This window comes from Mesorhizobium sp. B1-1-8 (assembly GCF_006442795.2).
Classification (GTDB): Bacteria; Pseudomonadota; Alphaproteobacteria; order Rhizobiales; family Rhizobiaceae; genus Mesorhizobium.
Window position 1 is genome coordinate 381,080 of sequence record NZ_CP083956.1, and the last position, 13,723, is coordinate 394,802.

The window sequence follows — 13,723 nt, forward strand, 5'->3', positions numbered from 1 at the left end:
AAAGGATCAGACGACGACGACCGGGTTTTTCTTCGACACGCGGCTGTAGAGGTCGATGATGTCCTGGTTGATCAGCCGCACGCAACCCGACGACATCGCCTGGCCGATGCTCCACCATTCCGGCGAGCCGTGGATGCGGTAGCCGGTATCCTTGCCGTTCTGGTAGATGTAGAGCGCCCGGGCGCCGAGCGGGTTAGTGAGGCCGCCGGGCTGGCCGCCCTGCCATTTCACCAGTTCGGGCTTGCGCTGGATCATTTCCGGCGGCGGCGTCCAGACCGGCCATTCCTTACCGTACTGGATGTTGGCGCGGCCCGACCAGCGGAAGCCGTCCTTGCCGATGCCGACGCCGTAGCGGATGGCGTCGCCGCCCGGCTGCACCAGATAGAGCATGCGCTCCTGCAGATGGACGACGATCGTGCCGGGCGCCTCGCCGGTCTGGTCGACGACGATTTGGCGGCGGAACTGGGGCTTGACCTTCAGGTAGGGCACCGCCGGCACCTGGAAGCCGCCGTCGGTGAGCGCGGCATACATCACATCGGGACCGGTGATGTTCTTGTCGACGCTGATCGCCGGGCGGATGGGATGGACGGAGCCGGTGACGGTATCGTCGAGCCGCAATTGCGGCAGGTCGAGCGTGTCGGTGGTGCTGCAGCCGGCGATGCCGAGCAGCGCCATGGCGCCGGCGCCGGAAAGCACGGCGCGGCGGGAAAGCTGAATTTCGGTGTCGATCGTGTCGCCGCTCGATGGCGGCGTTTGCGGCAACTCGCGCATATACCCAAACCCTACGCTGTCGGCGGGAAGCACGGTCCGGCCGGATAGCAGGCATTTTCATCATTCATGGTTGAAAAAGCGTGAAAGACTTTGCGCCAGCCTTAACCCTAACGCCCGGTTGCTTTGGCTCTCGGGCTCACAGGCGGGTGACGAAGAGATTTTCTGCGCGCCTCTTTACATTCTCGCGCCGCCAAGGATTTATCCTTTTCTTTGCGCTCAAAGGAGTGAGGGAATGTCCTTCGAAAACTGGGCCGCCTTTGCCGCCGCCTCCACCATCCTTCTCGTCATCCCGGGGCCGACGATCCTGCTGGTCGTCTCCTATGCGCTCGGCCAGGGCTGGCGCACGGCGCTGCCGATGGCGGTCGGCGTGGCGCTCGGTGACTTCACCGCCATGACGCTGTCGATGCTCGGCATCGGCGCGCTGCTGGCGGCCTCGGCAACCGTTTTCACCGTGCTCAAGGTGATCGGCGCCGGCTACCTCATCTATCTCGGCATCAAACTGTTCCGCGCCGGCGGCGCGCTGAAGGCCGAGCCGCGCACCGATGAGGTATCGGCGGCGAGGATGACGGCGCATGCCTGGCTGGTCACCGCGCTCAACCCGAAGAGCATCACCTTCTTCGTCGCCTTCCTGCCGCAGTTCCTCGACCGGCATTCCGACTTCTGGACGCAGATGCTGATCTTCGAGGCGACCTTCCTGGCGCTGGCCTTCAGCAACGCCTTCGGCTACGCGCTGATTGCGTCCAGGGCGCGCGCCGTGGTGCGCAACCCGAAGGCGATCCGCATCTTCAACCGCACCGGCGGCACGCTGCTGGTCTGCGCCGGCATCGCCACGATGGCGGTGCGGTCCAGCAATTGAGGGCAGGCCCGGCGGCACCTCTCGATGAGACGCTGCCGCCTCGGTTGGCGGACCAGCTTTTGATGCTTTGAGAAGCCGCGCTTCGCGCCGGCGACGCGGCGCTGGCACGAGCGCTTGCGGCCGAGCGTTCACCGGCAAGGCCGGACAGTCCGCTGTCGGCGCTGCTTTCGCGGCGCGGCCGATTTGTCAGAGAATTGACCGCAAAGGGATCTTGTCTTAAGAACTGGCTTAGCCATATTTTTTCGAGATCCGAAAAAATTAACGGCGATGGGAGGACATCATGTATCTCGGCCTCGACCTGGGCACATCGGGCGTCAAGGCGCTGCTGATCGATGCCGGGCAGAAGGTCATCGGCTCCGGCCATGGCTCGCTCGACGTCTCGCGGCCGCATCCCGGCTGGTCGGAGCAGGAACCCGCGCATTGGATCGAGGCCTGCGAGACGGCCATTGCCGAGCTCAAGGCTTCGCACCCGAAGGAACTCGCCGCGGTCAAAGGCATCGGCCTGTCCGGCCAGATGCATGGCGCCACCTTGCTCGATGCGGCGGACAAGGTGCTGCGGCCCTGCATCCTGTGGAACGACACGCGCAGCCATGTCGAGGCGGCGGCGCTCGACGCCGACCCGCGCTTTCGCAAGCTCACCGGCAACATCGTCTTTCCGGGCTTCACCGCGCCTAAGCTTGTGTGGGTCAAGGACAACGAGGCCGGTGTTTTCGCCAAGGTGGCGAAAGTCTTGCTACCGAAGGATTATCTGCGGCTCTGGCTGACCGGCGAGCATATTTCGGAAATGTCGGATTCGGCCGGCACCTCCTGGTTCGATGTCGGCCAGCGGCGCTGGTCCTCCGAACTGCTGGGGGCGACATCGCTAGACGAAAACCAGATGCCGTCGCTGGTCGAAGGCGCGGCCCAGGCCGGCGCCTTGCGCGCCGGGCTCGCCGCCAAGTGGGGCGTCACGGCCGGCATCCCGGTGGCCGGCGGCGCCGGCGACAATGCGGCCTCGGCCTGCGGCATGGGCACGGTGGGCGCAGGCCAGGCCTTCGTCTCGCTGGGCACCTCTGGCGTGCTGTTTGCGGCGAACGCTGCCTATCTGCCCAACCCGGAAAGCGCGGTGCATACCTTCTGCCACGCGTTGCCCGAAACCTGGCACCAGATGGGCGTCATCCTGTCGGCGACCGATTCGCTGAACTGGCTGTCGGAGATCACCGGCAAAGGCGCGGGCGAACTCACCGCCGAGCTCGGCGACACGCTCAGGGCGCCGACGGGCGTATCCTTCCTGCCCTATCTTTCGGGTGAACGCACGCCGCACAATGATTCCGTCATCCGCGGCTCCTTCACCGGCCTCGCGCATCAATCCAGCCGCGCCGTGCTGACCCAAGCCGTGGTCGAAGGCGTCGCCTTTGCTTTCCGCGACAGTCTCGAAGCGCTGAAGAAGGCGGGCACGACATTGACCAAGGTGACGGCCATCGGCGGCGGCTCGCGCTCGCGCTACTGGCTGAAGGCTATCGCCACCGCGCTTCAGCTGTCTGTCGACATCCCAGCCGACGGCGATTTCGGCGCCGCCTTCGGCGCCGCGCGGCTGGGGCTGATCGCGGCGACGGGGGCCGATCCGCTGGCCGTGTGCACCGCGCCGGTGACGGATGCTACGGTCGAGCCGGACGCGGGGCTTGGCGGCGCTTTTGCCGATGCCTACCAGCGATATCGGGGGCTTTATCCGGCGATCAGGAGCGCAACCGCGTGAGTCGGTGCGAGGCCCCCCTCTCTGCCCTGCCGGGCATCTCCCCCTCAAGGGGGGAGATCAGCAGTTCGGGCGCTGGCTCCTACCTGTCGGCGTTGGTAATTGGCGAAGGTCCGCGCGACAGCCAATCTCCCCCCTTGAGGGGGAGATGGCCGGCAGGCCAGAGAGGGGGGCCTCGCGCATCCCTTAGCGGCGTACCCTCACTGCGCCGGCACCTTGTCCAGGAACCCGGTGACGCTCTTCAGACGCCCATCCTCGATGACACCGATATCGGTGCCTTCGAAGACGGATTCCGTACCTTCCGGCCCGAGATTCCAAGAGAAGCGGATCTTGTCGCCAAACCCGTCCGGCCGGCCCTTCAGCGAGAAGCGGAAGCCGGCAAAGCGCTGCTGCACGCCGTCGATCAGCGCCGCGATGCCTTCATGGCCATCACCCTGCATGACCGGGTCGCGGTAGCTGACATCCCTGGTGAAGGCCGCATCGAGCAGCGCCTTGCGGCGCGTCGCATCGCTCTCGTTCCAGGCAGTGATGTAGTTTTGGGCGATCGTGTTGAGGTCGGTCATTGTCTTCATCCTTCGTTGGATCGTTTCGACGCGATCGTTTTCGCCCCACCAGCGCATGAAACCAATTACGCCTGAGGTAATCGGGCGGATCTATTTCGGAGAGGAAAGAACCCATGAGCAGCGGATTTTTCGGCGACATCAGCAAGATCAAATATGAGGGGCCGGATTCGACCAATCCGCTGGCCTACCGGTTCTACAACCCGGACGAAATCGTTGCCGGCAAGCGGCTGGAAGACCATCTGCGCTTTGCCGTCGCCTACTGGCATTCCTTCGCCTGGCAAGGCGGCGACCCGTTCGGCGGCCAGACCTTCGACCGTCCCTGGTTCGCCAAGCCGGGTGGCGTCGACACGATGGAACTCGCCAAGCTCAAGGCCGATGTCGCCTTCGAGATGTTCTCGCTGCTCGGCACGCCGTATTTCTGCTTCCACGACGCCGATGTCCGCCCCGAGGGCAAGGATTTCTCCGAAAGTGCCGCTCGGCTCGACGAGATCGCCGACTATTTCGCCGACAAGATGAGAAAGACCGGCGTCAAGCTTTTGTGGGGCACGGCGAACCTGTTCTCCAACCGCCGCTTCATGTCGGGCGCGGCCACCAATCCCGATCCGGATGTCTTTGCCTATGCGGCGGCGACGGTGAAAAGCTGCATCGACGTCACCAAGCGGCTGAAGGGCGAGAACTACGTGCTGTGGGGCGGGCGCGAGGGCTATGAGACGCTGCTCAACACCGACCTTGCCCGCGAGCAGGAACAGGCCGGCCGTTTCCTCAATCTCGTCGTCGACTATAAGCACAAAATCGGCTTCAAGGGCACCATCCTGATCGAGCCGAAGCCGCAGGAGCCGACAAAACACCAGTACGATTACGACGTCGCCACGGTCTATGGCTTCCTCAAGCGCTTCGGGCTGGAGAAGGAGGTGAAGGTCAACATCGAGCAGGGCCACGCCATCCTCGCCGGCCACTCTTTCGAGCACGAGCTGGCGCTGGCCAATGCGCTCGGCATCTTCGGCTCGATCGACATGAACCGCAACGACTACCAATCGGGCTGGGACACCGACCAGTTCCCCAACAATGTGCCGGAAATGGCGCTGGCCTATTACCAGGTGCTGCAGGGCGGCGGCTTCAAGACCGGCGGCACCAATTTTGATGCCAAGCTCAGGCGCCAGTCGCTCGATCCGCAGGATCTGCTGATCGGCCATATCGGCGGCATGGATTGCTGCGCGCGCGGTCTGAAAGCTGCGGCCAAGATGATCGAGGACAAGGCGCTGTCGGCTCCGCTCGCCGAGCGCTATGCCGGCTGGAACACCGCCGAAGGCAAAGCGATGCTTTCGGGCAAGCGCACCTTGGAAGAGATCGCCGAGCGCGTGGTGAAAAAGAAGATCGAACCGCAGCCGCGCTCCGGGCGGCAGGAAGCGCTGGAGAACATCGTCAACAGGTACGTTTAAAGCCTGGCCCGACAGCTGCCGCGTGTGGCTGAAAGCCGCCGCGGCTCAAGCGGCTGGCCTCGCGCGACCGTGGCGTGGAGCTAAGAACGGCTTTGCCTGAAGGGGCGTATCCGACGACAAGGTTTTGCCCCTGGCGCCTCTCAATGACCTCGCTCCTGCCTTCAAACTGCCGTCACGTATCTCGTATAAGAAGAGCGCGTGGCGGGAAGGAAAGGAGGCGAAACGATATGCAACACGAACGTGAAATCGACGCCCTGCTCTCACCTGGCGAGAACGGATCAATCATCGATCGGCTGATGGCAATGCCGCACCCGAAGGATGGCGCAAAGCGCGCCAACGAATGGGATCGCGCCGTCGCCAGCCGCTTCGAGACCCACCTTGCGCGCCAGATGCGCTCTGAAATCGACAGCGCCAGCACTCGCCAGACTGCTGGCTGACTGATCCCGTTTTGTGCATGTCGTAGTCCCCAAAACTGCAATACACCCTCGGGTCAAGCCCGTGGGCATGCTTTTGGGCGACATGCACGATCAGCCCCTGCGAAACCTGACCGGCGCCTCGCCGAAAGCTCTTGAAAACGCTCTGGAAAATGCCGCGGCGGACGAAAAGCCCGTCCGCCCGGCAATATCGGCCATGGCTACCCGCGTGTCGACCACAAGGCGCCGCGCGGCGCTGAGGCGCAGCCTCAGATAGTAAGCGCCGGGCGTCTCGCCGATCGACCTGCGGAAAATGCTTTCCAGCGTTCGCGCCGTCACCCCGGCGCGCCTGGCCACCGCGTCGATGGTCAACGGCTGGTCGACATGCGCCTCCATCAGCCGGATCGCCTGCGCCAGCCGCGGGTCGTAGCCGTCGAGCCGGCCGAGCGAGACCAGTGGCTGCGCGTCGGTGGCGGCGCGCGCCTGGTCGTAGATGAACACGCTCGCCACATCGAGCGCCGCCGCCATGCCGAGCCTGGTGCGAATGAGATGCAGCATCAAATCGAAGGTCGGCGAGGCGCCGCCGGAGGTGAAGACCGGCCCGTCGATGACATAGCGATCCGGGCGAACGTCGACGCCAGGAAAAGCGGCGGAAAAGTCCTCCATGTCTTCCCAATGGGTGGTGGCGCTGCGGCCTTCCAGCAGGCCGGCCCGCGCCACCAGCCAGGTGCCGGCCTCGACGCCGCCGCAGGCGCGGGCCGCACGCGCCGCCCTTCGCAGGCCGGCAAGCAGCGCCGACGTGGCGTAGTTCTGAGTGCCGAAACCGGCGACGACGATCAAAACATCAGTGACCTCGTTGGCATCGAAGCGGCCGCTGACCGCGATCGGCAGCCCGCAGGTGGTGACCGGCGCTTCGCCGGTAACCGAAACCAGCCTGAAATCGAACAATGTCTCGCCGGAAATGCGATTGGCGGCGCGCAGCGGGTCGACAGCAGAGGCCACGCACATGATCGATGCGCCGGAAAACACCAGCAGCGTCACCTTGAGCGGTGAGCGCTCGGCGCGAAAGATGCTCGGTTTTTCGCTTTTGATCATGCGGGCTTCGTAAAATGCAAAACAGTTTCCGGCAAGTCGCGCGATGCTGGCGCTTGATCGAATTTGGGAGGATACGATGCCGCTCGCGATGAACCGTGAGGTCTTCATTACCTGTGCCGTGACCGGATCGGGCGGCACGCAGGACCGCAGCCCGCATGTGCCACGCTCGCCCAAGCAGATCGCCGATTCGGCGATCGACGCCGCCAAGGCCGGTGCTGCGATCGTGCACTGCCATGTGCGCGACCCCGAGACCGGCAAGCCCAGGCGCGACGTGCATCTCTACCGCGAAGTGACCGAGCGTATTCGCGAGGCGAATGTCGACGTGGTGCTGAACCTCACCGCCGGCATGGGCGGCGACATGGTGTTCGGCTCGCCGGAAGCGCCGCTGCCGCTCAACGAAAAAGGCACGGACATGGGCGGCGCCACCAACCGCATGGAGCATGTGCGCCAGTGCCTGCCGGAGATCTGCACGCTGGACTGCGGCACCATGAATTTCGCCGAGGCCGACTATGTCATGACCAACACGCCCGGCATGCTGCGCGCCATGGGCGGCATGATGACGGCGCTCGGCGTCAAGCCGGAGATCGAGGCCTTCGACACCGGCCATCTGTGGTTCGCCAAGCAGCTGGTCGAGGAGAAGGTGCTCAACGCGGACGCGCTGGTGCAGTTCTGCATGGGCGTGCCATGGGGGGCGCCGGACGACCTCAACACCTTCATGGCGATGGTCAACAACGTGCCCTCGACCTGGACCTGGTCGGCCTTCTCGATCGGCCGCAACCAGATGGCTTATGCGGCGGCGGCGGTGCTCGCCGGCGGCAATGTTCGCGTCGGCCTGGAAGACAATCTGTGGCTCGACAAGGGCGTGCTGGCGACCAACGCGCAGCTGGTCGAGCGAGCCGCCAGCATCGTCACCAACCTCGGTGCCAGGATCCTTGGGCCCGAGGAAGTGCGCAAGAAGCTCAACCTGACCAAACGGGCGCCGATTGCTGCGTAAGTCGATTGCCGGGAGGCAGAGATGACGACCGTCAAATTCACCGCGATGAAGGATGGGGACAGGGATGACTACGAGTTCCTGACCGCCCACGAAATCGACTATGCCGCCAAGACCGGCGAGCGGCTGCTCGACGCGCTGGTACAGCTCGACGAGGGCCTGTCCGGCTACAAGATCACCCGGCTCGGCCATTCGCTGCAGGCGGCGACGCGGGCCTGGCGCGACGGCGCCGACACCGACTGGATCGCCTGCGCCGTGCTGCACGACATCGGCGACATCTACGCCCCCTACAACCACGACGAATACGCCGCCGCGATCCTGAAACCCTTCGTGCGCGAGCAATGTACCTGGGTGGTGGAGAAACACGGCGACTTCCAGCGGCTGTATTACGCCCACCATCTGGGCGGCAACCGCCATGCCCGCGACCGCTTCGCCGGGCACATGTATTTCAACGATTGCGACCAGTTCTGCGAGCGCTGGGACCAGTCGAGCTTCGATCCGGATTACGACACGCTGCCGATCGAATTCTTCCGGCCCTTCGTGCTCGAAGTCTTCGCCCGCAAGGCTTACGACCCGGCCGTGATCCGCGCCGGCGAACGCGTGGCCCTCACCGACCCCGAAACAGCCAGGACAAGGACCGGAGCATGAGCATCATCAACAAGGCGGCCGCCATCGGCGGCGGCGTCATCGGCGCCGGCTGGGTGGCGCGGCTGCTCTTGAACGGCATCGACGTGTCGATCTTCGATCCCGATCCGGAGGCCTCGCGCAAGGTCGGCGAGGTGATGAAGGGTGCGCGCCGCGCCTATAAGCAGATGCTGCCCGACGGCCTGCCCAAGGAAGGCAAGCTCACCTTCGCCAAGACAATCGCCGAGGCGGTGGCCGATGCCGACTTCATCCAGGAAAGCGTGCCGGAGCGGCTCGACCTCAAGCATCGCGTGCTGGCCGAGATCGACCAGCATGCGCCGGCCAACGCCATCGTCGGCTCGTCCACCTCCGGAATCAAGCCGACCGACATGCAGGTGGCGATGAAGAAGCACCCCGAGCGGCTGGTCGTCGGCCATCCGTTCAACCCCGTCTATCTCTTGCCGCTGGTCGAGATCGTCGGCGGCGAGCAGACTTTCCCGGAGGCGATCGAGGTCGCCAAGGAGCTCTACGCCTCGATCGGCATGAAGCCGGTGGTGATCCGCAAGGAGATCGAGGCTTTCGTCGGCGACCGCCTTTTGGAGGCTGCCTGGCGCGAGGCGCTGTGGCTGGTCAAGGACGGCATCTGCACCGTCGAGGAACTCGACGACATCATGCGCTATTCCTTCGGCCTGCGCTGGGCGCAGATGGGCATGTTCCAGGTCTATCGCGTCGCCGGCGGCGAGGCCGGCATGCGCCACTTCATGGCGCAGTTCGGGCCCTGCCTGAAATGGCCGTGGACCAAGCTGATGGATGTGCCGGAATTCAATGACGAGCTGGTCGATCTCATCGCCACCCAGTCGGATGAGCAGGCGCACGGCCTGTCGATCCGCGAGCTGGAAAAGATCCGCGACGACAATCTGGTCGCGATCATGGAGGCGCTGTCGAAGCAGAACAAGGGCAAGGGCTGGGGCGCCGGCGCGCTGCACAAGGACTATACCAAGCAGCTCGCCAAGCTGGCGGCGAAGAAACCCACCGCCTCCAAGGTCGCGGAAAAGGCGAAGGCGAGCAAGCCGGTGAAGAAAGCCGAGAAGCCGGCGAAAAAGAAGAAAGGCTGAGGCGATGAATTTCGGTCTTTCGGACGAGCAAAAACTCATCGTCGAGACGACACGGGCCTTCGTCGAGAACGAGCTCTACCCGCATGAGCGCGAGGTGGAGCGCACCGGCGTGCTGCGCCGCGAGCTGATCGAAGAGCTCAAGACCAAGGCGATCGGAGCCGGGCTTTACGCTGCCAACATGCCGGCCGATGTCGGCGGCGCGGGGCTCGATACGGTGAGCTGGCTGCTCTACGAGAAGGAGCTTGGCCGCGCCAACTACGCGCTGCACTGGACCTGCGTGGCGCGTCCTTCCAACATCCTGCTTGCCGGCACGCCGGAGCAACGCGAGAAATATCTCTTCCCCTGCATCCGCGGCGAGAAATGGGATTGTCTCGCCATGACCGAGCCGGGCGCCGGATCGGACCTACGCGGCATGAAGGCGACCGCCGTTCAGGACGGCTCGGACTGGGTGCTCAACGGCACCAAGCATTTTATCTCCCATGCCGACATTGCCGACTTCGCCATCGTCTTCATGGCTTCCGGCGAGGAAGATTCGCCACGCGGCAAGCGCAAGAAGATCACCGCCTTCTTCGTCGACAAGGGCACCAAGGGGTTCACGGTGCGCGACGGCTACCGCAATGTCTCGCATCGCGGCTACACGAATTCGATCCTTGAATTCGACGATTGCCGGCTGCCGGCGAGCCAGGTGCTGGGCGAAGTGCACAAGGGCTTCGACGTCGCCAATTCGTGGCTCGGCGCCACCCGCCTGCAGGTCGGCGCCACCTGTCTTGGCCGCGCCGAGCGGGCGCTCGGCCATGCCATCGAATATGCCGCGCAGCGCCAGCAGTTCGGCCAGCAGATCGGAAAATTCCAGGGCGTGTCGTTCAAGCTCGCCGACATGGCGACAGAACTGAAGGCGGCCGACCTGATGGTGTTCGAAGCCGGCTGGAAGTACGATCAGGGCACCGTCACCGATCAGGACATGGCGATGGCCAAGCTGAAGGCCACCGAGATGCTGGCGTTCGTTGCCGACGAAGCGATCCAGGTCCATGGCGGCATGGGACTGATGGACGATTTGCCGCTGGAGCGCATCTGGCGCGACGCGCGCGTCGAGCGCATCTGGGAAGGCACTTCGGAGATTCAGCGACATATTATTTCGCGGGCGCTGCTGCGCCCGTTCGGGGCTTAGAGCATGATCCCCAAAAGCCGGGCTCCGGTTTTGGAAAAGATCATGCTCAAACGAAAAGATGACCATGCATAAACTCGAACGTCTCCTGCGCCCGAAATCGATTGCCGTGTTCGGCGGGGCGCAGGCCGCCGCCGTCGTCGCGCAATCGATCAAGATGGGCTTTGCCGGCGAAATCTGGCCGGTGCACCCGACCAAGGACGAGGTCGCCGGCCGCAAGGCCTACCGCTCCGTCGCCGATCTGCCCGGCGCGCCGGACGCTGCCTTTGTCGGCGTCAACCGGCACCTCACCATCGAGATGGTCAAGGCGCTGGCTGAGCGCGGCGCCGGCGGCGCTGTGTGCTTCGCTGCCGGCTTCCTCGAGACCGAGGCCTATGACGAGGACGGCGAGCGGCTACAGGCCGAGCTCGTTGCCGCTGCCGGCCAGATGCCGATCATCGGTCCGAACTGCTATGGCCTGATCAACTATGCCGACGGCGCGCTGCTGTGGCCCGACCAGCATGGCGGCATCAGGCTGCCCGAGGGCGGCAGGGGCGTCGCCATCATCACGCAATCGTCCAACATCGCCATCAACATGACGATGCAGAAACGCGGCTTGCCGATCGCCTTCCTGATGACGGCGGGCAACCAGGCGCAGACCGGTCTTTCCGAAATGGCGCTCGGCCTGATCGAGGACGAGCGCGTCACCTCGCTTGGCCTGCACATCGAAGCTTTCGACTCCGTAGCCGGCTTCGAGCGGCTGGCAGTAAGGGCACGGGAGCTCAAAAAACCAATCATCGCCATGAAGGTCGGCCGCTCAGAACAGGCCAGACTGGCGACCGTTTCGCATACCGCTTCGCTGGCCGGTTCGGACGCTGCCTCGGGCGCCTTCTTGAGGCGGCTCGGCATCGCCCGGGTCGATTCCATCCCTGCCTTCATCGAGGCGCTGAAGCTGCTGCACATCACCGGGCCGCTGCCGGGCAACCGGCTGTCGTCGATGAGCTGTTCGGGCGGCGAGGCGTCCGTCATGGCCGACAGCGCCGAAGGCCGCTGGGTGCATTTCCCGATTCTGACGGAACAGCACCGCGCGCATGTCAAATCGACGCTCGGGCCGCTGGTCGCGGTCGCCAATCCGCTCGACTACCACACCTTCATCTGGAACAACGAGCCGGCGATGACCGCCACCTTCACCGCCATGGTGTCGGGCGGCTTCGACCTCAACATGCTGGTGCTCGACTTCCCAAGGCCCGACCGCTGCTCGGTCACCGACTGGTGGGCGACGCTGCGGGCCTTCGAGGCGGCGCTTAAGACCAACAAGGCAAAGGGCGCGATCGTTTCCTCGCTGCCCGAAAACCTGCCGGAAGAATATACCGCCGAGTTAATGGCACGCGGCATGGTGCCGTTGTTCGGCATTTCCGAAGCCATGGATGCCGCCCAGGCTGCGGCCTTCATCGGCTGGGCCTGGCGCGAGCCGCAGGCGCAGCCGGTCGATACCACCGCATCGGGCGCGTCAAGCGGCAGCCGTGTCACGCCGGACGAGGCCGAGGCCAAGGAACGGCTGCTCAAGGCGGGCCTGCCGGTGCCGAAGGGCGAGCGCGCGGTCAACGCCGTCGAGGCGGTGATTTCCTCGATGGCGCTCGGCTTCCCGGTGGCGCTAAAGGCGCTGGGCGTCACCCACAAATCCGAGGTCGGCGCGGTGCGGCTGAACCTCAAGGATGCCGAATCCGTCAGCACGGCGGCGCATGATCTTTTGCCGCTCGGCACCGGCCTCTACGCCGAGCGCATGGTGCGCGACGGCGTCGCCGAGCTGATCGTCGGCTTCACCCGCGACCCGATGTTCGGCGCGGTGATGACGCTGGGCACCGGCGGCGTATTGGTCGAATTGTTGCGCGACAGCGTGACCCTGATGCTGCCGGCGACGCGCGACGACGTCGAGGCGGCGCTGCGTGGACTGAAGCTCTTCCCGCTGCTCGAAGGCTATCGTGGCCGGCCGAAAGCCGACGTCCAGGCTGCCATAGACGCTATTTCGGGCATCGCCGCCTTCGTGCAGCAGAATGCCGGCGAGATCGAAGAGCTTGATATCAACCCGCTGATCGTCTGCGCCGAAGGCAAGGGCGCCTGGATCGCGGATGCGCTGCTGGTGCTTGGAGAAAAGAAGAATGGCTGACGTCATCACCACCCGCCGCGAAGGCACGATCCTCGAGGTGACGCTCGACCGGCCGAAGGCCAACGCCATCGACCTGAAAACCTCACGATCGATGGGCGAAACCTTCAAGGCCTTCCGCGACGATCCGGAACTGCGCGTGGCCATCGTCAAGACCGCCGGCGACAAGTTCTTCAGCGCCGGCTGGGATCTGAAGGCCGCCGCCGGCGGCGATCCGGTCGACGGCGATTACGGCGTCGGCGGCTTCGCCGGGCTGCAGGAGCTGCGCGACCTGAACAAGCCGGTGATCGCCTGCGTCAACGGCATGGCGGTCGGCGGCGGCTTCGAGCTGGCGCTGTCCTGCGACCTGATCTACGCCTCCGACCATTCCTCTTTCGCGCTGCCCGAAATCCGCGCCGGCACGCTGGCAGATGCCGCGACGATCAAGCTGCCCAAACGCATTCCCTACCATGTCGCCATGGATCTCCTGTTCACCGGCCGCTGGATGGATGTGGCGGAAGCGCATCGCTGGGGCCTGGTCAATGAAGTGCTGCCCAAGGAAAAACTCGAGGAGCGGGTCTGGGAGATCGCCAGGCTGCTCGCCAGCGGCCCGCCGCTGGTGTTTGCGGCGATCAAGGAGACCGCGCGCGTTGCCGAGGCGCTGACCTTCCAGGACGCGATGAACAAGGTGACGCGACGCCAGTTGCCGACGGTCGATGCGCTTTACGGGTCGGAGGACAATATGGAGGGATTCCGCGCCTTTGCGGAGAAGCGCGAGCCGGTTTGGAAGGGGAAGTGATCTCGCGCAGATGACAGCGCCAGGCCCCCCTCTCTGTC

General features: G+C 64.8%; 13 protein-coding genes. 10 read left to right on the forward strand and 3 right to left on the reverse strand.

The window, feature by feature from the left end; all coding sequences use genetic code 11:
* Positions 1 to 6: 6 nt before the first annotated feature.
* Positions 7 to 771 carry a L,D-transpeptidase gene (locus FJ974_RS01740; protein ID WP_140531433.1) on the reverse strand — a complete coding sequence of 255 codons (765 nt, stop codon included), beginning with the start codon at positions 769 to 771 and terminating at the stop codon, positions 7 to 9.
* A gap of 232 nt (positions 772 to 1,003) precedes the next feature.
* Between FJ974_RS01740 and FJ974_RS01745 the strand changes: the two genes are divergently transcribed.
* Positions 1,004 to 1,627 (forward strand): LysE family translocator, encoded by a 624-nt coding sequence (locus FJ974_RS01745; protein WP_140531430.1) that lies wholly within the window; start codon positions 1,004 to 1,006, stop codon positions 1,625 to 1,627.
* 280 nt (positions 1,628 to 1,907) lie between these two features.
* Positions 1,908 to 3,362 (forward strand): xylulokinase, encoded by a 1,455-nt coding sequence (xylB, locus tag FJ974_RS01750; protein WP_140531427.1) that lies wholly within the window; start codon positions 1,908 to 1,910, stop codon positions 3,360 to 3,362.
* 197 nt (positions 3,363 to 3,559) lie between these two features.
* Here the strand turns inward: xylB and FJ974_RS01755 are convergent, their stop codons facing one another.
* Positions 3,560 to 3,922, reverse strand: a complete 363-nt coding sequence (locus FJ974_RS01755) for a nuclear transport factor 2 family protein (RefSeq protein WP_140531425.1) — start codon at positions 3,920 to 3,922, stop codon at positions 3,560 to 3,562.
* 113 nt (positions 3,923 to 4,035) lie between these two features.
* On the opposite strand from FJ974_RS01755, the gene xylA reads away from it, so the two are divergent.
* Together xylA and FJ974_RS01765 are read left to right on the forward strand one after the other, a co-directional pair.
* A complete protein-coding gene (xylA, locus tag FJ974_RS01760) occupies positions 4,036 to 5,361 on the forward strand; it encodes a xylose isomerase (RefSeq protein ID WP_140531422.1) in 1,326 nt (441 codons plus the stop codon).
* Positions 5,362 to 5,588: 227 nt separating this feature from the next.
* Entirely contained in the window at positions 5,589 to 5,798 is a 210-nt protein-coding gene (locus tag FJ974_RS01765; RefSeq protein WP_140531419.1) for a hypothetical protein, read from the forward strand.
* A gap of 90 nt (positions 5,799 to 5,888) precedes the next feature.
* Here FJ974_RS01765 and FJ974_RS01770 read toward each other — a convergent pair whose 3' ends face one another.
* On the reverse strand, positions 5,889 to 6,869 hold the full coding sequence (locus FJ974_RS01770) for a GlxA family transcriptional regulator (protein WP_140531417.1): 981 nt from the start codon (positions 6,867 to 6,869) through the stop codon (positions 5,889 to 5,891).
* Between the two features lie 76 nt (positions 6,870 to 6,945).
* Here FJ974_RS01770 and FJ974_RS01775 point away from each other — a divergent pair, with 76 nt between their 5' ends.
* The 6 genes from FJ974_RS01775 (at position 6,946) to FJ974_RS01800 (ending at position 13,685) form a co-directional block, all read left to right on the forward strand.
* Positions 6,946 to 7,863 carry a 3-keto-5-aminohexanoate cleavage protein gene (locus FJ974_RS01775; protein WP_140531414.1) on the forward strand — a complete coding sequence of 306 codons (918 nt, stop codon included), beginning with the start codon at positions 6,946 to 6,948 and terminating at the stop codon, positions 7,861 to 7,863.
* Between the two features lie 21 nt (positions 7,864 to 7,884).
* Positions 7,885 to 8,508 carry an HD domain-containing protein gene (locus tag FJ974_RS01780; RefSeq protein ID WP_140531412.1) on the forward strand — a complete coding sequence of 208 codons (624 nt, stop codon included), beginning with the start codon at positions 7,885 to 7,887 and terminating at the stop codon, positions 8,506 to 8,508.
* Positions 8,505 to 9,599 carry a carnitine 3-dehydrogenase gene (locus tag FJ974_RS01785; RefSeq protein ID WP_140531409.1) on the forward strand — a complete coding sequence of 365 codons (1,095 nt, stop codon included), beginning with the start codon at positions 8,505 to 8,507 and terminating at the stop codon, positions 9,597 to 9,599. Before FJ974_RS01780 ends, FJ974_RS01785 begins: the two co-directional genes overlap by 4 nt.
* Before the next feature lie 4 nt (positions 9,600 to 9,603).
* A complete protein-coding gene (locus FJ974_RS01790) occupies positions 9,604 to 10,767 on the forward strand; it encodes an acyl-CoA dehydrogenase family protein (protein WP_140531406.1) in 1,164 nt (387 codons plus the stop codon).
* A gap of 64 nt (positions 10,768 to 10,831) precedes the next feature.
* On the forward strand, positions 10,832 to 12,910 hold the full coding sequence (locus FJ974_RS01795; protein WP_140531404.1) for an acetate--CoA ligase family protein: 2,079 nt from the start codon (positions 10,832 to 10,834) through the stop codon (positions 12,908 to 12,910).
* Complete coding sequence (locus FJ974_RS01800) at positions 12,903 to 13,685, forward strand: carnitinyl-CoA dehydratase (protein WP_140531401.1); 783 nt, start codon at positions 12,903 to 12,905, stop codon at positions 13,683 to 13,685. The genes FJ974_RS01795 and FJ974_RS01800 overlap by 8 nt, the downstream gene beginning before the upstream one ends.
* The last annotated feature ends 38 nt before the right edge of the window (positions 13,686 to 13,723 follow it).